General features: G+C 63.1%; 18 protein-coding genes. 6 read left to right on the top strand and 12 right to left on the bottom strand.

Translation table 11 applies throughout. From position 1 onward, the window contains the following. Positions 1-62 precede the first annotated feature (62 nt). Positions 63-419 carry a hypothetical protein gene (locus tag ISS99_RS22565; RefSeq protein ID WP_338081593.1) on the top strand — a complete coding sequence of 119 codons (357 nt, stop codon included), beginning with the start codon at positions 63-65 and terminating at the stop codon, positions 417-419. A gap of 10 nt (positions 420-429) precedes the next feature. Here ISS99_RS22565 and ISS99_RS22560 read toward each other — a convergent pair whose 3' ends face one another. From ISS99_RS22560 to mtgA, 3 genes are all read right to left on the bottom strand, one after another. Further along, positions 430-858 (bottom strand): CBS domain-containing protein, encoded by a 429-nt coding sequence (locus ISS99_RS22560; protein ID WP_204633836.1) that lies wholly within the window; start codon positions 856-858, stop codon positions 430-432. A gap of 44 nt (positions 859-902) precedes the next feature. Then, positions 903-1,871 (bottom strand): glycosyltransferase family 2 protein, encoded by a 969-nt coding sequence (locus ISS99_RS22555; protein WP_204633835.1) that lies wholly within the window; start codon positions 1,869-1,871, stop codon positions 903-905. A gap of 63 nt (positions 1,872-1,934) precedes the next feature. After that, positions 1,935-2,681, bottom strand: coding sequence for a monofunctional biosynthetic peptidoglycan transglycosylase (gene mtgA / locus ISS99_RS22550; RefSeq protein ID WP_204633834.1), 747 nt, complete (start codon positions 2,679-2,681; stop codon positions 1,935-1,937). A gap of 123 nt (positions 2,682-2,804) precedes the next feature. On the opposite strand from mtgA, the gene hslO reads away from it, so the two are divergent. After that, positions 2,805-3,698 (top strand): Hsp33 family molecular chaperone HslO, encoded by an 894-nt coding sequence (gene hslO, locus ISS99_RS22545; RefSeq protein WP_204633833.1) that lies wholly within the window; start codon positions 2,805-2,807, stop codon positions 3,696-3,698. Positions 3,699-3,779: 81 nt separating this feature from the next. On the opposite strand, the gene ISS99_RS22540 is transcribed toward hslO, so the two are convergent. Beyond that, complete coding sequence (locus tag ISS99_RS22540; RefSeq protein WP_204633832.1) at positions 3,780-6,671, bottom strand: bifunctional diguanylate cyclase/phosphodiesterase; 2,892 nt, start codon at positions 6,669-6,671, stop codon at positions 3,780-3,782. 284 nt (positions 6,672-6,955) lie between these two features. Between ISS99_RS22540 and ISS99_RS22535 the strand changes: the two genes are divergently transcribed. Beyond that, positions 6,956-7,828 (top strand): hypothetical protein, encoded by an 873-nt coding sequence (locus tag ISS99_RS22535; protein WP_204633831.1) that lies wholly within the window; start codon positions 6,956-6,958, stop codon positions 7,826-7,828. Positions 7,829-7,911: 83 nt separating this feature from the next. On the opposite strand, the gene ISS99_RS22530 is transcribed toward ISS99_RS22535, so the two are convergent. From ISS99_RS22530 to ISS99_RS22510, 5 genes are all read right to left on the bottom strand, one after another. Further along, the gene (locus ISS99_RS22530; protein WP_204633830.1) at positions 7,912-8,817 is read right to left on the bottom strand and encodes a DUF4097 family beta strand repeat-containing protein; all 906 of its coding nucleotides are present in this window, start codon (positions 8,815-8,817) and stop codon (positions 7,912-7,914) included. A gap of 21 nt (positions 8,818-8,838) precedes the next feature. Next, positions 8,839-9,300 carry a hypothetical protein gene (locus tag ISS99_RS22525; RefSeq protein WP_204633829.1) on the bottom strand — a complete coding sequence of 154 codons (462 nt, stop codon included), beginning with the start codon at positions 9,298-9,300 and terminating at the stop codon, positions 8,839-8,841. Continuing rightward, a complete protein-coding gene (locus ISS99_RS22520; RefSeq protein ID WP_204633828.1) occupies positions 9,300-9,848 on the bottom strand; it encodes an RNA polymerase sigma factor in 549 nt (182 codons plus the stop codon). Before ISS99_RS22520 ends, ISS99_RS22525 begins: the two co-directional genes overlap by 1 nt. 111 nt (positions 9,849-9,959) lie before the next feature. Next, positions 9,960-11,732 (bottom strand): phosphoenolpyruvate carboxykinase (GTP), encoded by a 1,773-nt coding sequence (locus tag ISS99_RS22515; RefSeq protein ID WP_204633827.1) that lies wholly within the window; start codon positions 11,730-11,732, stop codon positions 9,960-9,962. A 186-nt stretch (positions 11,733-11,918) separates the two neighbouring features. Next, positions 11,919-12,497, bottom strand: a complete 579-nt coding sequence (locus tag ISS99_RS22510; protein WP_204633826.1) for a TetR/AcrR family transcriptional regulator — start codon at positions 12,495-12,497, stop codon at positions 11,919-11,921. Between the two features lie 99 nt (positions 12,498-12,596). On the opposite strand from ISS99_RS22510, the gene ISS99_RS22505 reads away from it, so the two are divergent. The 3 genes from ISS99_RS22505 (at position 12,597) to ISS99_RS22495 (ending at position 16,530) form a co-directional block, all read left to right on the top strand. Further along, positions 12,597-13,499 carry an alpha/beta fold hydrolase gene (locus tag ISS99_RS22505; RefSeq protein WP_239538302.1) on the top strand — a complete coding sequence of 301 codons (903 nt, stop codon included), beginning with the start codon at positions 12,597-12,599 and terminating at the stop codon, positions 13,497-13,499. Between the two features lie 22 nt (positions 13,500-13,521). After that, complete coding sequence (locus tag ISS99_RS22500; protein ID WP_204633825.1) at positions 13,522-15,990, top strand: acyl-CoA dehydrogenase; 2,469 nt, start codon at positions 13,522-13,524, stop codon at positions 15,988-15,990. Between the two features lie 66 nt (positions 15,991-16,056). Beyond that, positions 16,057-16,530, top strand: a complete 474-nt coding sequence (locus ISS99_RS22495; RefSeq protein ID WP_204633824.1) for a hotdog fold domain-containing protein — start codon at positions 16,057-16,059, stop codon at positions 16,528-16,530. A 5-nt stretch (positions 16,531-16,535) separates the two neighbouring features. On the opposite strand, the gene ISS99_RS22490 is transcribed toward ISS99_RS22495, so the two are convergent. The 3 genes from ISS99_RS22490 to fusA form a co-directional block, all read right to left on the bottom strand. Next, complete coding sequence (locus ISS99_RS22490; RefSeq protein WP_284343643.1) at positions 16,536-17,441, bottom strand: CPBP family intramembrane glutamic endopeptidase; 906 nt, start codon at positions 17,439-17,441, stop codon at positions 16,536-16,538. Positions 17,442-17,542: 101 nt separating this feature from the next. Continuing rightward, entirely contained in the window at positions 17,543-19,144 is a 1,602-nt protein-coding gene (locus tag ISS99_RS22485; protein WP_204633823.1) for a peptide chain release factor 3, read from the bottom strand. A gap of 167 nt (positions 19,145-19,311) precedes the next feature. Continuing rightward, the gene (gene fusA / locus ISS99_RS22480) at positions 19,312-21,450 is read right to left on the bottom strand and encodes an elongation factor G (protein WP_204633822.1); all 2,139 of its coding nucleotides are present in this window, start codon (positions 21,448-21,450) and stop codon (positions 19,312-19,314) included. Positions 21,451-21,542: the final 92 nt, after the last annotated feature.

Below are 21,542 nucleotides of genomic sequence, written 5' to 3'. Positions count from 1 at the left end.
GCCGCAACTGGTCAATGTTGCGCTGCTGGTTATGGTCACGTTGGCGGGGCACGCAATGGACCGTGCTCGGTTACGGCGTACCCTTGCTGGTCGCGATGATGGTGGGCACGCGCGGTTTCACGTACGGCATGACCAAGCCGGCGAGTGACGCCCTCTACACCAGGGTGCCGCGCGAAACGCGCTACAAGGGCAAGAATTTTGTGGAGACGGCCGTGTGGAGACTCGGCGACCTGGTCGTTACCAGTGGTATCAGCGGCCTAGGCAAGCTGGGTGTCGGGCTGGCCGGCATCGCCTTGATCGGCACGGGTGCATCGACCTTGGGTACGTGGGTTGCGCGCAAGGCGGCCACGTCGCCCGATCTGGCGCCGGAAATAGGCAACGCGCCCCCACCGGATTTCGGCGAAGCGGCGCGTTCCTGAGGGAGCGCGGTCAGCTGGTGATGTAGCGTTGCAACTGGTCGATCTGCTCGGCCTGCGCGCTGATCACTTCTTTGACCAGGTCGCCAATCGAGATGACCCCCAATACCCGATGGCCATGCACCACCGGGAGGTGGCGCACGCGGCTGTCGGTGCACATACGCATGCAGTCGAACGCGTCGGTGTCCGGCTCTACCGTAAGTACGGGGCTGCTCATGATTTCCGATACCGCCGTCTGGGCGGACGAGCGTCCTTGCAGGATTACCTTTCGTGCGTAATCGCGCTCGGAAACGATGCCGACCAGTTGCTCGCCACGCATGACGAGCAGGGCGCCGACACCTCGCTCGGCCATGTGCTTGATCGCATCCAGTACGGGTGCTTCCGGCGCGACGGCGAAGATGTCGTTGCCTTTCGTAGCCAGCAAGTGCTTGACCTGACGCATGCCAAACCTCCCGGGCGGCCGCAGCGTGGCCGCGTGAGGACAGTTTAGCGCTGGCGCGTTGGATCGGTGTGAAGCGGAGGCCTTCCGCCCGGAAGATGCTCTTCCTCGATGAAGTACAGGGGGCGCTGCTTGCTCTCGGCGTAGTTGCGGCCGATGTATTCGCCGATGACACCGATCGCCAGCAACTGGATGCCGCCGAGGAACAGCACCACCACCATCAGGCTGGGATAGCCCGGCACCGGGTCGCCGTGCAGCAGTGCCTTGATCAGCACCTTCATCCCCATCAGGAACGCCAGCAGCGAGGCAGCCAGGCCGGTCCAGGTGGCGAGCTTCAACGGAGCGCTGGAAAACGAGGTGATGCCTTCAATGGCAAATTGCGTCAGGCGCCAGTAGTTCCACTTGGTTTTGCCGGCCAGGCGCGGGTCGCGCATGTACTTGATCGAAGTCTGGCGGTAGCCGATCCAGGCGAACAGCCCCTTCATGAAGCGCTGCCGCTCGCGCAATTGTGACAACGCAGCAAGGGCTCGGCGCGACAGCAATCGGAAATCGCCGGTGTCGCGTGGCACCGCCACGTCCGACATGATCTCCATGGTGCGGTAGAACGCGGCGGCTGTGAATCGCTTGAAACCGGTTTCGCCGGCGCGCGCGCTGCGCGTGGCGTAGACCACGTCATAACCGGCCTGCCATTGTTCGACGAGTTGCGGAATCAGCTCCGGCGGGTCTTGCAGGTCGGCATCGATCACCACCGCCGCATCGGCGTCGACGTGATCGAGCCCCGCGGTAAGCGCGATCTCCTTGCCGAAGTTGCGCGATAACTTGAGCGTTCCGACGCGGGAATCGGCGGCGGCCAGCGCCTGCATGAGCGACCAGGTGTCGTCGCGGCTGCCGTCGTCCACATAAAGCACGTCGCTTGGCAGCGGAAGCTGATCCAGAACCTTGGAAAGCCGCTCGTGAAACGCCGCCAGCACGGCTGTTTCATTGTAGGCGGGGACGACAACGGTTAGTCGCGGCATGCGGAGATCCCTGAACGAGGAGGGAATGCTAGCGAAGTGCACGCTTCACCGCGAGCGCAGCCGTCAGCGTCGACGGTTGCGTCCGGTGTCGCGGGGAGGTTGCCTGCTTTGCAAATAGGCGGGGCCGCCGAGCTGGTTCATCTGTTGCTCGATCCAGCGGCTGCGCTCCATGACATAGGCGCTGGGACGGTCGACCAGGAAGCGGTCCGGATTGGGCAGCACGGCAGCCAGACGGGCCGCCTGCGCGGGTCCGAGCTGCGACGGTGGAACGTGAAAGAACGCCTCGCTGGCCGCGCCCACGCCATAGACGCCATCACCCAACTGGGCGATGTTCACGTATACCTCCAGGATGCGGCGTTTGGGCCAGGTGGCTTCCAGCAGCACCGTGAAATACGCCTCCAGGCCCTTGCGCACGAAGCTGCGGCCGTTCCACAGGAAAAGGTTCTTGGCGGTCTGCTGGCTGATCGTGCTGGCGCCGCGCAGGCGCCGGCCGTCATCCGCCGCATCGATGGCGTTCTGGATGGAGTCGAAATCGAAGCCGTGGTGAAACGGGAATTTCTGGTCTTCGCCGGCCACCATGGCGATCGGCACCCACGGCGAAATGTGCGACCAGGGCACCCAGTGATGCTGTAGGTGGAAGTCCTTCTCGCCGTGGATCAGCGCGTCGACCTGCCGCTCCATCATCACGGCGGAGGTCCACGGGGGAACGAAGCGCAGCACCAGGACGACCAGCCAGCTCAGGGCGATCCACGACAGCACGACGATGCCGGCATAACGCAACAGCCGGCGGAATGAGGGAAAATTCAGCATCGCCTATCCTGCAGAAAAGCCGGGCGGATTATAAGCGGCCAATCTGGAGGGTGCCCTTGGGTATTGCCGAGGCCCAGGCGAGCCCCCATGTTTCGCAGCTTGGGTTTCTAAGAGGTCAACGACGTGGAAACGGTGCTTGTGGAAGATGTGCTTCATCGCTTTTTGCTCGAGCGCGCAGGTGTTCGAGGGGTGATCGTGCGGCTGGGCGCGGCGTGGCGCGAGGTTGCCGGCCGGATGGACTATCCCGAACCGTTGCGGAATTTGCTGGGCCAGTCGCTGGCGGCCAGCGCGCTGCTGACCGGCAACATCAAATTCGAAGGTGCCTTGTCGATCGAATTGAAGAGCGCCGGCGCCCTGCGCCTGCTGTTCACCGAATGCTCCGACGCCGGCCGCCTGCGCGGTCTGGCGCGGTGGAGCGACGCCATACCCGCGGATCTGCCGCTGAGCGAATTGCCCGGCGCCGTGATGGCGATCACCATCGGGCACGCCGAGCGTGGCCAGCGCTACCAGGGGCTGGTCGATCTCAATCACGACGAACTGGCGGGTGCGCTGGAAAACTACTTCCAGCAGTCGGAGCAATTGCCGGCACGCATCGTGCTGGCGGCGAACGCAGAGCACGCCGTGGGCCTGATGCTGCAGAAGCTGCCCAGCGAAGGCGGTCACGACGTTGCCGAGGACGAAGATGCCTGGCCGCGTATCGAGCACCTCACCGCAACGCTGGGCGCCCAGGAGCTGCTCGACACGCCTTCCCAGCAATTGCTCTATCGCCTCTATCACGAAGAGACGGTGCGCCTGTTCCAGCCGCGCCCGCTGGCGTTTGGCTGCAGCTGTTCGCGCGAGCGCGTGGAGGCCATGCTGCGTTCCCTGGGGCGCGAAGAGGTCGAGGCCACGCTGGAGTCGCAGCAGGGCATCATCGAGGTGACGTGCGAGTTCTGTGCGCGCAACTACACGTTCGATCGCGTGGACGCACAGCACTTGCTGAGCGGCAGCACGGCAACCAACTCCACGGTGCAGTGATCGCAAAATTGGGAAAATCCAGGGCCCGTTAGTGCTTAGCTCTTGCGGCGTCCGATTTTCCAGGCCCTCCCGCGAAGGGCATCAGCTGACCACGATCGCCTGGTTCAACCAAATTTCCGCGGGCTGCGGCCGGGCAAACAAAAAGCCCTGGCCGAAGCGGCAACCGATGTTTTGCAACGTTTGCCGCTGCGGTTCCTCTTCGATGCCTTCGGCGATCACCTGCATCTGCAGCGAATCGGCAAGCACCTGAATGGCGCGCACGACCGGCTGGCTGTGGCTGCCGGCGCGGGCGAGTTCGGTGATGAAACTGCGGTCGATTTTCAGGGTCTCGATGGGATATTGGTGCAGGTAACTCAACGACGAATAGCCCGTGCCGAAATCGTCGAGGGCGATGCCGACACTGTGCCGGCGCAGATTGTCGAGAATACGCTTCACCTGCGCGGGATTTTCCAACAAGGTGCGTTCGGTAACTTCGATGCGCAGCGAGCGTGGATTGACGCGATGCGCGCGCAACAGATCGAGGATGCGCTCGTCCAGATCCGGTTGGCGGAAATGGCGGCCCGAGACGTTCAGGCTCACGAAGCCGTGGGCGCCGGCCAGCATGCTTACTTGGGACGCTACTTGCTCGAAGATCTGCCAATCGATGCTTTCCGCGCTGCCGTTTTCTTCGGCTACGGCGAGAAAGTCGCCGGGGCAGAGCAGGCCGCGATCGGGGTGGCGCCAGCGCAGCAGCGCTTCGTAGCCGACCGTGCGGCTGTCGTCGAGACAGACGATCGGTTGGTAGAACGGAACGAATTCGTTGCGGCTCAAGGCGCGCCGCAAATCGCCTTCCATTTCCAGCAAGGACAGCACTTCGCGGCGCAGGCGATCGTCGAACGTGGCCGCGCGGTGACGGCCCTCGTCCTTGGCGCGGTACATGGCCGCGTCGGCGTCGCGCAGCAATTCCTCCGGCTGCTGGTAATGGGGGCCGGGCAGCGCAATGCCGATCGAGGCGGAGGTGAAAATTTCCTTGACGCCGAGGCGGAACGGCACGTGCAGTTCGGCGATGATGCGCTCGGCGATCATGCTGGCCTTGCTGGCGTCGCTGATACCTTCCAGCAACACCGCAAATTCGTCGCCGCCCAGGCGCGCCACCAGGTCGCGGGTTTTCAGGCAGGCGCGGATCCGGCTGCCGGCCTGGAACAGCAGGTCGTCGCCAATCAAGTGGCCGACCGAATCGTTGATCACCTTGAAGCGATCCAGGTCGATGAACAGCACGGCGAACAGCTTGTTCGGATCGGCGTGGTAGGCCTGCAAAGCCTGGCCGAGGCGCTGCAGCAACAGGGTGCGGTTAGGCAATCCGGTCAGCGAGTCGTGCAGGGTTTCGTACATCAGCCGGCGTTCGACGCGCTCGCGCTCGGCGATCTGTTCGCGCAGGTCGCGGTTGGCCAGTGCCAGCGCGCGCGTGCGCTCGGTGACGCGGCGCTCGAGGTTGACGTATGCCTGTTTCAGCGATTCGCTGGTCTGCTTGCGCTGTAAGGCATTGGCGATGTGGTAACTGACGAAGGTGAGCAGTTCCTGGTCGCGTGCATCGTAGATGTGCTTGGGCGAATAGCTTTGCACGGCCAGCACGCCCATCACCTTGTCGTCCCACACCAGCGGCACGCCCAGCCAGCAAACGGACTTTGCACCGATCTGGGTGCATTCGCCGCGAAGTACGAGCTGGTCGAAAAGCGATCGATCGGCCAGCAGAGGCTTGCCATGCTTGAGAACGTATTCGGTGGCGCCCGCGCTCATTCGTCGCGGCAGGCGCGTGGTCTCGATTTCGTCCACCGAATAAGGGAACGTAATGTTCTCGCCGCTTTCATCCAGCAGTGCGATATAGAAATTGCGGGCGTAAATCAGCCCGCCGACCACGCGATGCACGGCAGCGTAGAAGTTTTGCTGGCTTTCCGGTGCGCTGGCCAGTTCTGCGATGCGAAACAGCGCCGATTGCAGGCGTTCGCCGCGCTGGCGTTGCAGTACCTGTTGCCGCAACACGCGATTGGTGGCACGCAGCGCCGCGGTCCGGTCGGCGACCCGGCGTTCGAGTTCGGCGTGTGCCTCGCGACGTTCCAGCGCCGTTTGCACGTGCTGGGCAACGTAGCTGAGCAGGTCGCGATCGTGGTGGGTATAGCGGGTATCGGCGCGATAAGTCTGCACGGCGATGCCGCCTACCACCTGGCTGCCGCGCAGCAGCGGCACGCCAAGCCAATGCTCGCAAGGCGGCCCGACCAGGGCAAAGCGACCTTCAAGTTGCCGTGCGAGCTCTTCGACCGATCCCATGATCGGTTGGCCGCCCTGCAACAGGTTCCAGGTCAGGCTGTGCCGCAGGTCCTGCAGCGGGTAGTTTTCATCGGGGGCTGGCGGCTTCGGGTCGACCGTGTCGACGTAGTACGGGAAGCGCACGCTGTCGGAGGCCGTGTCGTACAGAAAGATGTAGAAGTTTTCCGCATACATCAGCATGCCGACGATGGCATGCAGGGACTGCATCATCTCGGTCACGTTGTGCGCCGAGCCGGCCAGTTCTGCAATGGCGTAGAGGGCACGTTGCAGGCGCTCGGCCATGGCGAGGCGCGAAATGGCTTCGTACAGGCGGCCGGTTTCGCTCAACTGGCGCAGGCGGATGCCGGCCATCCTGCCAAGCCAGCCCAGCTCGGCACTCAGGCGTTCGTTGAGTTGGGTGGGGTCGCAAGCCAGCACCAGGGCCTGCAGGCTATGCGGATCCCTGGCCACGATGAGCCGGCCGGGGGAGGGCGGCTTGCCACTGGTTTCCCCTGGCAGCCACTGGAGTTGCCCGCGAATGCCCAGTTGGCCCAGGGCGGCCTGGCAGGTTTCCAGCACCGTATCCGCGTCCGCCGCCCGAAACAGTCGCTCCGTGGCGTCGCGCAAGTCCGCCCGGAGAGATTCCGGGGGCGCGGGCGGTGCTTCGGGATTGTCGGGCCGTGAACTCATGACCGGTGAGCGGGTCCATGCGCTGTATACGGGATGACTATATCTCGTGAGGATCTTGTCATGTCGCCATGGCTCGCAGCAGTCCGGGGCCCCATGGGCCGTATCTTTTCGTTATGCATGGGTCGTGCCAGCAAGTGCTTGTTCAGGTGGATGTTTTGGCGAGTGTCGTGCAAAAATGCGATCCCGTCGGGGTGTTATTAAAAAGTAAAATGAGATACACTGACCTCGGGAGTCCATCCCTTTTCGAGGGGTGGAAGAGGTCTGTCACGTCAATACGAATGTTCATGCGCCGACTGTTGCTGACATTGCCGTTGTGCTGCGTGCCGCTGATTGCGGCAGGGCAGACCATGGGCGGTGACCAGGCCAGCAATGCAGCCTGGTTGCAGCAGCAGACGACGTTGAAAACCACTCAGCCGGCGCAGGGCTCGCTATTGGTGCAGTCGTCCAACGGCTCCACCGGCGGTGCGCAGAACGACTCCACGTTGGCCGTCAATCCGCTTTCGGGCGGCACGGTGAACTCCAGCAGCCTGCAGTACGGGATTGCGCCGAATGTCACGGCGCAGGCGGGCGTGACTCAGCGTTCGTGGATAACCCAGCCGCGCATCGTCGGCAGCGAAGTGGGCGCTACCTATAGCGCAGGACGCTACAGCCTGGGCGTAAGCGTTGCCCAGGATCAGGTGCCCAACACGACGCCACTGCCGCGCGTGGTGCCCGGCGCCGTCACGGGCGTCAATGGGTTGCCCGATTTCGACAGCAGTACGCAGGTCAATGCGCGCGGTCGTTTTGCCTTCGATAACAACAGCGGCGTATTGCTCGGTGCGAGCATGGGGCGCATCCATCTGTTGCCCGGCAATCTGATGGGGCTGACCACGCTGGACCAAAAGGCATTGAGTTTCGGCATCGATCACGGCCCGATCAGCGGCAGCATCATCGGTCGCACCATGCAGCCCGAACCCGGGGTGCCCAACAGCTATACCGCGGATCGTCGCTGGAACAGCATCGACCTCGGTGTGACGTGGCGCCTGCCGTGGCAGGGGTCGCTGAGTTTTGGTGCGCAGAATCTCTGGTCTTCCGGCAATTCGACGAATACGCCGGTCGGGCCGCCCGAGCCGGATCAGGGACGCACGCCGTACGTGCAATATCACCAGGATCTGTGACCCAGGTTTGAAGCACAAAAAACGCCCCCGCTGGTCGGGGGCGTTTTCTTTTCGTCAGTCGCATCGCTAGTCGTTCGCGCCTATCAATCCTGCTTGCGTATGCGCATGTCGCCGCTGAAGGTCTCGAGGTTGATTTTGCCGTCGCCGTGGCCGGCTACGTAATCCAGCCGGCTGCCCGGCCCGTGTTCGGGCTGCGTCGGAGTGCCGAAGTCGCTGCGCAGATCGCCGCTGAAAGTGCTGGCGTGAATGCTGCTGCTGAGGGATGCAGGTAACTGCAACTGCACGTCGCCACTCATGCTGTCGACACTCATGCTGCCGCCGGTGGCGAGTCCGCCACTGAGCTGCACGTCGCCGGAGACCGTGCTGAGGTTCAATTGTTGCCAGGGCCCGCCATTGGCCTGGATGTGACCGGAAACGGTCTGCAGGTCCACGGCATGACCCAATGAGGGCGCGAGAATATCGCCGCTTACCGTTTGCAGTTTGGCGCGCTCCGCGTGGCCGGAAAAGGCGATGTTGCCGCTTACCGTTATCACGGAGAGGTCCGGCGTCTGCGCATGGATGCGGATTCGCCCGCTCACCGAATTCACTGCAATGTCGCCGCCGTCGATACCGTCGACGCTCAGTGGCGCGCTGACCACATTCACCTTGACGGACGCGCCGCGCGGCACGTTGACGTCCAGTGTGGAGTCGGACATGGAATTGTCGCCATTCCAGTTGAGCCAACCGCCGTGACCTTGCGCCTGCACCTTGATCGACAGGTTGTTCTCGCTGCCGTCGATGTTCAGCGGCTGCGTGCCGCTGCCGAGCTCGCCACCCACGTGCACTTCGTTGCGATCCCACGCAGTGACGGTGACCTCGCCTTTGATATTGGTGATTTCCACGTGCACCGTGGGCGCCGCTGGATGGCTCAGGTCAATGGACGTGTCGGCGAGTGCCGGTGCTCCCCAGCACAGGCAGCACACGAGCGGCAGATAGCGGATGGTTTTCATAGTTATTGTTTCCTGGGTGCTTCAGCCGGCGTGTTTCTCAAGTTCGCGCAGCATGCTCTGCTGGGCGTCGGTCCGCTGCAGCAGGCGCTGCAGCGCGGGTGAATCGGGAGCTTGCTGGATGGCTTGTTGCAATTCCATGCGCGCGGCGTCCAATTCCACCGCGGCGCCGGCCAGGCGCGGGTCGCTGGGTTTCCACGGTGCAGTGTTGCCGGGGGACAAGGCGGCGATCGATGGATTGGAGGCGGACTGGATCGGCTGTTCGCGCCACGTAATGCCGCAGGCCAGTGCGAAGGTGGCGGCAAGACTGGCTGCCACGACCCAGGCGAGATGACGGCGCGGCGGTTTGATCGGCGTGACGACGTCGTCGTTTCCGCTCGGCTCCGCGGCATCGAGCGCAGCATCGATGCGCGCCCAAAGATCGTCGGGTGGGGGAGCGGACTGATTCAGTCCGCGCATCTGGCGCAACCATTCGAATTCGTTCATCACACTTCTCCCAACGCTTTGCGCAACAAGCCGCGTGCACGATGCAGCTGCGCCTTGGACGACCCTACCGCCATCTCCAGTTCGCTGGCGATTTCTTCGTGGCGCCAGCCTTCCACGTCGTGCAATACCAGCACTGCGCGAGCCCGCGGCGGCAGCTTGCCGATAGCTCGCTCCAGTTCTTCGCGCTCGGCCGCGCAGAACGGGGTTTCGCCGCGTTCGGGAACGTTGTCTTCGTCGACATAGCCGACTGGATCGGCGCCCCGCGCCCGTATGTCCATCAGTGCCACGTTTACCGCCAGCCGATAAAGCCAGGTGCCGAATGCGCTCTGCTCGCGGAAGCTGTCCAGCTTCTGCCAGGCGCGCACGAAAGCTTCCTGCGTGAGATCTTCGGCGCGTGCATGGTCGTACCCGGCCAGCCGCAGCATGGCGCCGTGGATGCGGCCTGCGTGCTGGCGATACAGGCGTTGGAAAGCCTTGCGGTCGCCTGCAGCGGCCGCACGCACGTCATCCACATCGTCGTTTTTTCCTGCAGCTAGGGCAGGTGGCATGGCGCTTCCGTTGGCGATGCAAGCAGCATTCATCTTGCCAGTTTGGATGCGCCAGCGGGACGAAAGGTTTATGCCGCCGCGAGCGGGGCTCGCGGCGGCACAAGGGCCTGATCAGGCGTGGGCAGCCGCCTTGCGCGGCGTTTCGAGTGCCTGGGCGACGCGTTGCTGCTCCTGCCGCAGGTTGGCGGGCAGGCGAGTGCCGAAACTGTCGAGGTACTCGCCGATGGCATGCAGTTCGGTCTGCCAGCCGGCATGGTCGACGGTGAGCAGTTCGGCGAGGGTCTCGCGCGGCAGTTCCAGGCCTTCCAGCTTGAGCTCGCCGTGTGCGGGCAGGGTGCCGATCGGTGTTTCCACGCCGCCGGCCTTGCCTTCGACGCGAGCGATCATCCACTCCAGCACGCGCAGGTTTTCACCGAAACCCGGCCACAGGAACTTGCCGTCTTTCCCTTTGCGGAACCAGTTGACGTGGAAAACCTTCGGCAGCTTCGCGCCGGGTTTGTCCAAGGACAGCCAGTGCGCGAAATAGTCGCCATAGTGGTAACCGCAGAACGGTTTCATCGCCATGGAATCGCGACGCAGCACGCCTACGGCACCGGTGGCTGCCGCGGTGGTTTCCGAGCCCATGGCGGCACCCATCAACACGCCATGGGTCCAGTCGCGCGCTTCCATCACCAATGGCAGCAGCGAAGGGCGGCGGCCGCCGAACATGATGGCGCTGATCGGCACACCTTGCGCATCTTCGGCTTTCGGTGACCAGGTGGGGCACTGTTTGGCGCTGACGGTAAAGCGCGAGTTCGGATGGGCGGCGGGGCCGTTGGCCGGATCGTACGGACGCCCCTGCCAATCGGTAACCGGAGTGCCCGGCAGGCCTTCCCACCATGGCTGGTTGTCGGCGGTGACGGCGACGTTGGTGAAGATGGTGTCGCGCGAAATGGTCTGCAAAGCATTGGGGTTGCTGAGCGTGCTCGTGCCCGGTGCGACACCGAAGAAGCCGGCCTCCGGATTGATGGCGTAAAGACGCCCGTCTGCGCCGGGGCGCATCCAGCAGATGTCGTCGCCGACCGTCCACACGCGCCAGCCTTCCTTGCGATAGCCCTCCGGCGGAATCAGCATTGCAAGGTTGGTTTTGCCGCATGCTGAAGGGAAGGCCGCCGCGACGTAGTGCGTTTCTCCCTGCGGGTTTTCGATGCCCACGATCAGCATGTGCTCGGCCAGCCAGCCTTCACTGCGCGCCTGGTGGCTGGCGATGCGCAAGGCATGGCACTTCTTGCCGAGCAGGGCGTTGCCGCCGTAGCCGGAACCGTAGGACTTGATCGACAGCTCTTCCGGGAAGTGGATGATGAAGCGGCGTTCCGGGTCCAGCTCGCCGGTGGAATGCAGGCCCTTTACGAAGCGGCCTTCGCGTTCGATGCGGGCAAGTGCCGGTGCGCCCATGCGCGTCATCGTGCGCATGTTCGCGACGACGTATGGGCTGTCGGTGATCTCGACGCCGCATCGCGAAAGCGGCGAATCGATCGGCCCCATGCAGTAGGGGATGACGTACATGGTGCGACCTTCCATGCAGCCATCGAACAGCGCATCCATTTTCGCGTGCGCCTCGGCAGGCGCCATCCAGTGATTGTTCGGACCGGCATCGGCTTCGTCCTTGGTGCAGACGAAAGTCAGGTGCTCCACACGCGCCACGTCCGACGGACTGGAGCGATGCAGATAGCAGCCCGGATGGGTCTGCTGGTTGAGTTCGATCAGATCACCGCTTTGCAGCATCTGTTGTACTAGCGCCCGATACTCGGTATCGGAGCCATCGCACCAATGGATCTTCGCGGGGCGGGTCATAGCCGCCACGTCATTAACCCATTGATCGAGCGAATCCAGCTTGCTCGTCATGTTTCCCTCGCCTTGGTCTACCCACAAAAAAGAGGAATGACGGTAAGTTACGGAAACTGGCATTGCAAGGTTGCATGCAGCAACGGACGGGGATCGGAGGGGTGGGTCGAGAATCGGCAACAGTCATCCGTCGCCGGGCAAGCCGTGCCCGGCGATTTCCGATTCTTTATTTTTGGGTCCCCGCTTTTAGGCCGGGATCAGGGTCGCGATCATGTGTTCGACATAGGTGTCGAACTCTTCGTGACTCAATCGTGGCAGCCCGAGTGTGAAATTCAGCTGCAGGAAGCCGACATAGGCGGCGTAGGTAAGGCGTGCCCGGTTGAGGGCCTCGTTCGAATCCAGCCCGGCTTCGATATATGCCGTGTGGAGAAACTCCGTACGCCTCTTTGAGACGCGAGCCATCACCGGAACGACCAGCGGATGGTCCAATGCCTTCAGCAGGGCGGCATAGACGCGATGAGGATGCAGTTCGTGAGCGACGCGGCGGAAAAGTTCGGGCAGACGCTCGCGCGGATCGGCAATGGCCTCGATCTGACTGATGATTTCGCGTTCGCCGTATTGCTCCCAACGCTCCAGCGCCGCCTGCAGCAAGGCTTCGCGCGTACGGAAATGCCAGTAAAAACTGCCTTTGGTGACACCCAACTGGCGCGCCAGGGCCTCAACGGCCAGGGCGCCGACGCCTTGCTCGGCGATCAGATTGAGGGCGGCATCTTCCCAGTCTTCTGCGGAAAGGCGCGTGCGTTCGGGTTTTTGGCGGACATTCATTCACGTATGGTAGCCCAGACAGGCATGGAACTGTGGGCGGCTTCATGCCTTGCTGTTGCAGTAGATCGCCGATACTGGCGTCAGTTGACGGCGCCTTGGATGCAATCCATACTCGTGCGTATGGACTCATTCGCATCCACTCGAACCACCTACTGTGCGGCCGATGGCGTCTCGCTGGCGGTGGATGTGTGGCGCGCATCCGGACAGCCCACGCTGCTGTTCGCGCATGGCTTCGGCCAGACCCGCGGTGCCTGGAATACGGCCGCGGCAACCATGGCGGCACAGGGTTATCGCTGCGTCAGCTTCGATAGCCGCGGGCATGGCGAAAGCGATCGCGTCCCTGGCGGCGACTATCACATGCAGCAATTCGTCGACGATCTGCTGGAGCTGGCGCGCGCCCAGCCGGAACCGCCGATCCTGGTCGGCGCTTCCATGGGCGGCCTGCTCGGCCTGGTGATTGCCGGCGAGACCCGGCCCGCACCGTTCCGCGCCATGGTGCTGGTGGATATCACTCCGCGCTGGGAGACCGCCGGTGTCGAGCGCATCCTGGCCTTCATGCAGGCGCATCCGGATGGATTTGCCAGCTATGCCGAGGCTGCCGAGCAGATTGCGGCCTATTTGCCGCAGCGGCGCGAACGCAAGAGCGAGCAGCAATTGCGCCCGCTGCTGCGCGAAGGTGCGGACGGCCGGCTTCGCTGGCATTGGGATCCGGCTTTGCTGGCGGGCGACCTGATCAGCGAAAGCGAGCGCTATCAACCGCGCTTGCTGGCTGCCGCGGGCCAGGTCGATGTGCCGGTATTGCTACTTTCCGGCGAGCGCAGCGACGTGGTTTCGCATCGCACCGTGGATGAATTCATGGCCTTGGTACCGCATGCACGGCACGTGCAGGTTCCAGGCGCCAGCCACATGCTGGCCGGGGATGCGAACGACGCATTCACGGCCCAGATAGCAGGCTTCATTGGAGGCCTTCAGTTCAGCGACGCGCCGGTCGGCGCGATCTAGCAACCTGCAACGAGGTGTTGAGATGTCCGTACTATTGACCGTGTTGGCAGCGCTATTGGCGACCGGTGCCTGCGCTTATCACCGCAGCAGTTTTCGCACCTGGGCCATCGTCACGATCGCGGCCACGCTGGTGGTCGGCTTGCTCACTCCCGCACCGGTGACGATGGTGTTGCTGCTGGCGATCGAGCTGCTCATCGCAGTACCGCTGCTGATGATCGATTTTCGCCGCAAGAACATCAGCGCGCCGCTGTTGAAGATGTTCGCCAAGGTGACCCCCAAGCTGTCCGACACCGAGCAGACGGCGCTGGAAGCGGGCACGGTCGGCTTCGAAGGCGAACTGTTCTCCGGCAAGCCCGACTGGCACGAATTGCTCAAGCAGCCCAAGCCGGAGCTCAGCGTCGAAGAAAAGACTTTTCTCGACGGCCCGGTAGAACAGCTGTGCGGCATGCTCGACGATTGGCAGATTACGCACGAGCTGGCCGACCTGCCGCCGGAGGTGTGGGACTTCGTCAAGAAGAACAAATTCTTCGGCATGATCATTCCCAAGCAGTACGGCGGCCTGGGTTTCTCTGCGCTGGCGCACTCGGCGGTATTGCAGAAGCTGGCGACCATGTCGGCCACCGTCGCCTCCACCGTGGCCGTGCCCAACTCGCTCGGCCCGGCTGAGCTGCTGCTGCACTACGGCAGCGACGAACAGAAGAATTTCTATCTGCCGCGCCTGGCGGTCGGCGAGGAAATTCCGTGCTTCGCGCTTACCGGTCCGTACGCGGGTTCCGACGCCACCTCGATTCCCGATTACGGCATCGTGTGCAAGCAAGTGGTCGATGGCGTCGAGACCGTCGGCATGAAGCTCAACTTCGACAAGCGCTACATCACGCTGGCACCCATTGCCACGGTAGTGGGTCTTGCTTTCCGTCTGTACGATCCCGAGCACCTGCTCGGCGACAAGGAAGACCTGGGTATCACGCTGGCGCTGTTGCCGCGCAATACCCCAGGCCTGGAAATCGGCCGCCGCCACTTTCCGCTCAATATTCCGTTCCAGAATGGTCCGGTGCGCGGCAAAGACATCTTTGCGCCGATGTCGACCTTGATCGGCGGCCCGCACATGGCCGGCCATGGCTGGCGCATGTTGGTGGAGTGCCTGTCGGTGGGGCGCGCAATCTCGCTGCCCTCCAACGCTACCGGCGGCGTGCGCATGGCGGTCGCATCGACCGGTGCCTATGCGCGCATGCGCAAGCAATTCGGTTTGGCCGTGGCGCGTTTCGAAGGCGTCGAGGAGGCGCTGGCACGCATCGGCGGACTTACCTATGCCACCGCGGCATTGTCGCGCGCGACGGCCGCGGCCGTGGATCGCGGCGAGAAGCCGGCCGTGCCTTCGGCCATCGCGAAATACCACGCCACCGAATGGGGCCGTGCGATTGCCGGTGACGCGATGGACGTGCACGGCGGCAAGGCCGTGCAGCTCGGCCCGAAGAACTACGCGGGCCGCGCCTGGCAGGGCGTGCCGATCGCCATCACCGTGGAAGGCGCGAACATCATGACGCGCAGCCTGATGATCTTCGGACAGGGTGCGATCCGCTGCCATCCTTATGTACTGAAGGAAATGCAGGCGCTGTCCATTGCCGACTACAGCGAGAGCCTGCGCACCTTCGATCGCGCGCTGTTCGGGCACATCGGCTTTGGCATTTCCAATGCCGTGCGCAGCTTTGCGCTGGGCGTCACCGCCGCGCACATCGGCGATGCGGCCGGCGACGCCTACACGCGGCGCTACTACCGCAAGCTCAATCGCTATTCCGCGGCGCTGGCGCTTTGTGCGGACACGTTCATGGGCGTGCTGGGCGGCAAGCTGAAATTCAAGGAGAAGCTTTCCGCGCGCCTTGGCGATGTGCTGAGCTATCTGTATATCGCCAGCGCCATGCTCAAGCGCTACGAAGATACCGGCCGTCCGGAAGCGGATCGTCCGCTGCTGGCGTGGGCGTTCCACGAGTGCATGTGGCGCACGCAGATGGCATTGGATGGCGCGATCCGCAACTTCCCGGTGCGTCCGGTGGCCTGGCTGCTGCACGTGCTGGTGTTTCCGTTTGGTCGCCGCGAAGTGCCGCCGTCGGATCGCCTGGGCCGTCGCGTCGCCGCCATCATTACGGCGCCGGGCGAAGCGCGCGATCGCCTGCTGGAGTGGGCGTATCTCACGCCGACGCCGAACAACACCGTGGGTCGCATGAACGAATTGCTGCCTGACGTCATTGCCGCGGAACCGGTCGAGCGCAAGTTCGGCAAGGCGCTGAAGGCCGGACAGTTCAGCTCGCACGATTACCTGGCCCAGTTGGACGAAGCCGTCAAGGCAGGGGTGATCGATCCCAGCGAGGCCGCTTTGCTCAAGCGCGTGCGCGAGGGTGTGTTCGAGTTCATTTCGGTGGACGACTTCGATCCGGCCGAATTGCGCTCGGCAGTCACTCGCAAGGATTCCAAGAAACTGGCCGACGCGGCGTAACGCTCGGCTCGTTCATGCCAAAAGATGGGCGGCGACCTCGGTCGCCGCGACGGGAGAGAGTGGGGGATGAGCATGCCGTTGTTGTCGTTGTACCGGCGCATCACGCGTTGGCCGGCCGGCCATTGGCTGTTCTCGCGCGCCGTGTGTTTTCGGGCGCCTTACTTTTCGACAATTTCGCCGCGCTTCGTAATGTTGGAGCCGGGGCGGTGCGAAGTGCGCATGGCGGACCGTCGTCGCGTGCACAACCACATCGGCACGGTGCATGCGATTGCCCTGTGCAATCTGGCTGAATTGAGCGCCGGCGTCATGGCGGAGGCGACCTTGCCGGCCAGCATGCGCTGGATTCCTCAGGGCATGACGGTCCAATACCTGGCAAAGGCACGGGGCACGATGCACGCCGTGGCCGCACCCGAAGTTGCCGCAGTGGAATCGGCCGAAGGCTACGAATGGCCTGTCGTGGTTCGCGTCAGCGATCCTGCCGGCAAGGAAGTATTTCGAGCACGGATCGCCTTGTGGCTATCTCCGCGCCCGAAACATTGAGCCGGTCATGCCTTTTTTCTGCGCCAGCTCGGCGGCACGATGAGCTGGCGCCGGCATGCGACAACCAATAGCGCCACCGACACCAATGAGCAGGTCGCGAGCGCAACCACCGATGCTTCGGCACCGAAGGCGCCGCCGCTGAGCCATTCCGGACCCGTGCGGTTGGAGATGAGCCAGCCATGGGCCTGGCCACCCGACACCGGAATGCCGTAGATCGTACCCTGCGTAATATTCCATGCGGCATGCAGGCCAATGCAGGCCCACAGTGAGCGTGTGACCAGATAAAGCAGGGCAAGCAGGATGCCCGCCTCAATGGCGATAGCGGCCGAACTCCACCACGTGGCGGCCGGATTGAAAATGTGCGCGATGCCGAAGAAGGCAGCGGAAATCACCAGCGCCCACCAGGTTCCGAGGCCTTCCTCCGTCACACGGAACAACACGCCGCGTGTCAGCACTTCTTCGCCGATACCCGCGGCAACGCCGGCAACCAGTACATCGGGCAGCCAATCGACGCCCGGGTTGGTGCCCATTACGTGGTAACTGCCGAACATCCACAGCAGGCCCACGACAACACTGAACAGCACAACGCCTCCGATGAATCCAGGGATGCCACGGGTCACGATGGCGCGCGGGGACAGTTCCCGTACGGGGCGTCGCTCGATCAGCAGCACCAGGATCAGATAGGAGAGCACCATCGGCACCAGTTCCAGAATCAGGTGCGCAACTGCCCGTTGTACTGGACTGGATGTCTTGGCCAGCCAGCCGGTGGGTTCCAGGCCGGCACGCGCGGCATAACCGATGCCGAACATCATCGCCGCATAAATGACGATACGCGCCAAGGGAGAAAACACCAGCCAGCGTTGCCATGCTGGGGCGGAAGCAGGAGTGCTGAACGCTACGCTCTGGACCACGTAAATACCTCCCCTTCAGGATGGTACGCAGCTTAGAGCATCGCCGATTGGCAATGTGGTTCCGGGTTTTGCGCGCGCCACAACGAGGGCGCGCGACGATGTCAAACGGCGACGGAAGCGGCGTGCTCGCGGGTCGCCGAGAAGCGCACGGACGGTGCGCGCTCCTGCGCCAGCTGCAGGTTGACGCGGGAAGGAGCCAGATAGACCAGTTCGCCCGCGGCGTCGATGCCGAGGTTCATGATGTTCTTCTCGCGGAACTCTTCCAGCTTCTTTTCGTCGTCGCAGTGGATCCAGCGCGCGGTAACCACGCCGACCGGTTCGAACGTGGCATCCACGCCGTATTCGTCCTTCAGGCGATAGGCGACCACGTCGAACTGCAGCACACCGACGGCGCCGAGAATCAGGTCGTTGCTCATCAATGGGCGGAAGAACTGCGTGGCGCCTTCTTCGGAAAGCTGCGCCAGGCCCTTCTGCAGCGCCTTCATCTTCAGCGGATCACGCAGTCGCGCGCGGCGAAACAGTTCCGGTGCAAAGTTAGGAATGCCGGTGAAGCTGATCGCCTCGCCTTCGGTAAAGGTGTCGCCGATGCTGATGGTACCGTGATTGTGCAGACCGATCACGTCGCCGGGGTAGGCGCTTTCCACGATTTCGCGATCGCTGGCCATGAAGGTGAGCGCATTGGCGATACGCACTTCCTTGTTGGTGCGCGTCTGCATCATCTTCATGCCGGCGGTGTAGGTACCCGAGCACACGCGCATGAAGGCCACGCGGTCGCGGTGGGCCGGGTCCATGTTTGCCTGGATCTTGAACACGAAGCCGGTGAGCTTTTCTTCCTCGGGTTTCACTTCGCGGCCCAGCGTGTTGCGCGAACGCGGCGAGGGCGCGTGTTCGACGAAGAAGTCCAGCAACAGCTGCACGCCGAAATTGTTTACCGCCGAGCCGAAGAACACCGGGGTGAGCTTGCCGGCGAGATACTTGTCCAGTTCGAACGGATGCGAGGCGCCTTGCACCAGCTCCAGCTCTTCGCGCAATTCGTTCAGCGCTTCGGTGCCGATGGCTTCTTCCAGCCCGGGGGCATCCAGGCCCTTGAAGATGGTGGAATCCTGCCGCGTGAAATTCTTGCCCTGCTCGAATACGTGCACTTCGTCCAGCAGCAAGTGATAAACGCCCTTCAGGCGCTTGCCCATGCCGATCGGCCAGGTGAGCGGTGCGCATGCGATGCCCAGCACCGATTCCACTTCGTCGAGCAGTTCGATAGGCGAGCGGCCTTCGCGATCGAGCTTGTTGATGAAGGTCATGATCGGCGTGTCGCGCAGGCGGCACACTTCCATCAGCTTGATGGTGCGCTCTTCGACGCCCTTGGCGCAGTCGATCACCATCAGCGCCGAGTCCACGGCGGTGAGCACGCGATAGGTATCTTCGGAGAAGTCTGCGTGGCCGGGGGTGTCGAGCAGGTTGACGATCTTGCCCTCGTAGGGGAACTGCATCACCGAGGAGGTCACCGAAATGCCGCGCTCCTTTTCCAGCGCCATCCAGTCCGAGGTGGCGTGACGCGCCGCCTTGCGGCCCTTTACCGAGCCGGCCATCTGGATCGCGCCGCCGAACAGCAGCAGTTTTTCCGTCAGCGTGGTTTTGCCCGCGTCAGGGTGGCTGACGATGGCGAAGGTGCGGCGGCGGTGGGTTTCTTGGAGGTGGGCGGACATGGCTGGTGTCAAGCTGGGCGCGAACCGGGCATTTTAGCGTGGATTGGCTTGCCTGGTTTGCGGCGCGTGCTCGCCCGTCCCAAAGTGTCGCCTGGGGTGAGGTGCTGGCGCAAAAAATAAAGCCCGGGATGACCCGGGCTTTGCGGTTTGAAGCATGAAGTAAAAACTTACTTCGCTTCCTTCTCCATCAACGCAGCGACCATGTTCGCCGGCACTTCTTCGTAATGATCGAAGATCATCGTGAAGTTGCCGCGACCGCTGGTGGCCGAGCGCAGGAAGTTGATGTAGCCGAACATTTCCGCCAACGGCACGAAGCCCTGCACGAACGCGTTCGGGCCTTTCTGGCCCTGCTCGGTGATCTGGCCGCGACGACGGTTCATGTCGCCGATCACGTCGCCGAGGTAATCGGCTTCGGTAACTACTTCCAGCTTCATCACCGGCTCGAGCAGCTTCGGCTTGGACATGCGCTGAGCTTCACGGAAGCAGGCGCGGGTGGCGATTTCGAAGGCGAGAGCCGAGGAGTCGACGTCGTGGAACTTGCCGTCGATCAGGCGCGCCTTGAAATCCAGCACCTGATAGCCGGCAACCTGACCCTGGCGCGATTCCTTGGTGATGGCCTGTTCCACCGCCGGGATGTACTCGCGCGGCACGCGACCGCCGACGACTTCGTCGGAGAACACCACGCCGCTGCCCGGTTCGCCCGGCTCGAAGATGATCTTCACTTCGGCGAACTGACCCGTACCGCCGGTCTGCTTCTTGTGGGTGTAGGTGTGTTCGACGGTGCCACCAAACGCTTCACGGAAGCTGACCTTGGGCTTGCCCATGTTCGCGTCCACGCCCAGTTCGGTGCGCATACGGTCGATGGTGATTTCCAAGTGCAGTTCGCCCATGCCCTTGAGCACGGTCTGTCCGGTTTCCTGGTCCACTTCCATGCGCAGCGACGGATCGGCCTTGACCATCTTGTAGAGCGCGGTGGACATCTTGTCGACGTCGCCACGGGTCTTCGGCTCCACCGACACGCTGATCACCGGGTCGGGGAAGCGCATGCGCTCCAGCAGAACCTGGTGGTTCGGATCGGTAAGCGAATCGCCGGTCTCGGTTTCCTTCAGCGAAACGAAGGCGCAGATGTCGCCTGCGCGCACTTCATCGATTTCCTTGGTGGCGTTGGCCTGGACTTCCACGATGCGGCCGATGCGCTCTTTCTTGCCGCGCGTCACGTTCTGCAGGGTGTCGCCTTTCTTGATCACGCCCGAGTAGATGCGCGTGAAGGTCAGCGTACCGAACGGGTCGTTGATGACCTTGAAGGCCAGTGCGCGAACCGGTGCGTCGTCGGTGACGTTCTGTTCGCCAATGATGTTGCCGTCTTCGTCCACCATCGAGATGCCGCCGTTCTCACCCGGGTACGGCATGTAGTCGATCACGCCGTCGAGCATCTGCTGCACGCCCTTGTTGCGGTACGACGAGCCGCAGAACACCGGCACCAGTTCGCCCTTCACGCAACCCTGGCGGATGCACTTCTTCAGCGTTTCCAGGGACGGCTCGTGGCCTTCCAGGTAGGCGTGCATGGCGTCATCGTCCATTTCCACCGCGGTTTCGATGCTTTCCGCGCGCAGCTCGGCGAGCTTGGACACCCATTCGGTGTCGGCGGAGGTGGTAAAGGCTTTCACTCGCGGGTGATCGGCGATCTGGTCGAGCGGGAGCGTGTCCCACTTGCTGTCCTTGTCGCTGGTTTCCCAGATGTAGCCGACGCCGGCGATCAGGTCGGCCATGCCGATGAAGTCGTCGTGGCTGCCCAGCGGCACCTGGCAGAGCACGATCTTGGCGCCCAGGCGGTTCTTGATGCCTTCCACGGCGTGTTTGAAGTTCGCGCCGATGCGATCCATCTTGTTGATGTAGCACATGCGCGGCACGTTGTACTGGTCGGCCAGGCGCCAGTTGGTTTCGGTCTGCGGTTCCACGCCGGCCACGCCGTCGAACACCACCACGGCGCCGTCGAGCACGCGCAGGGAGCGGTTCACTTCAATGGTGAAGTCCACGTGCCCTGGGGTGTCGATCACGTTGATCTGGTGACCCTTCCACTCGGTCGACACAGCGGCGGACTGAATGGTGATGCCGCGCTTTTTTTCCTGTTCCAGGTAGTCGGTGGTCGTGGAGCCCTTGCCGTCCTTGGTGTCGTGCACGTCAACGATCTGATGCTTCTTGCCCGTGTAGTACAGGATGCGCTCGGTCGTGGTGGTCTTGCCGGCGTCGATGTGGGCAATGATGCCGATGTTGCGATACAGGTTAAGGGGTTTTTGGCGGGCCACAGTCTTAGGTTCCGTAAGTAAAAGTCGTTGGGCAAAGCGGGGCGGACACTTCAGCACTGCCCGCAGCGTACGTTTTCATTGTGTATCCGGCG

This window comes from Dyella mobilis (assembly GCF_016904945.1).
Lineage (GTDB): Bacteria > Pseudomonadota > Gammaproteobacteria > Xanthomonadales > Rhodanobacteraceae > Dyella_B > Dyella_B mobilis.
This window is presented reverse-complemented; position numbering and strand designations above follow the sequence as displayed.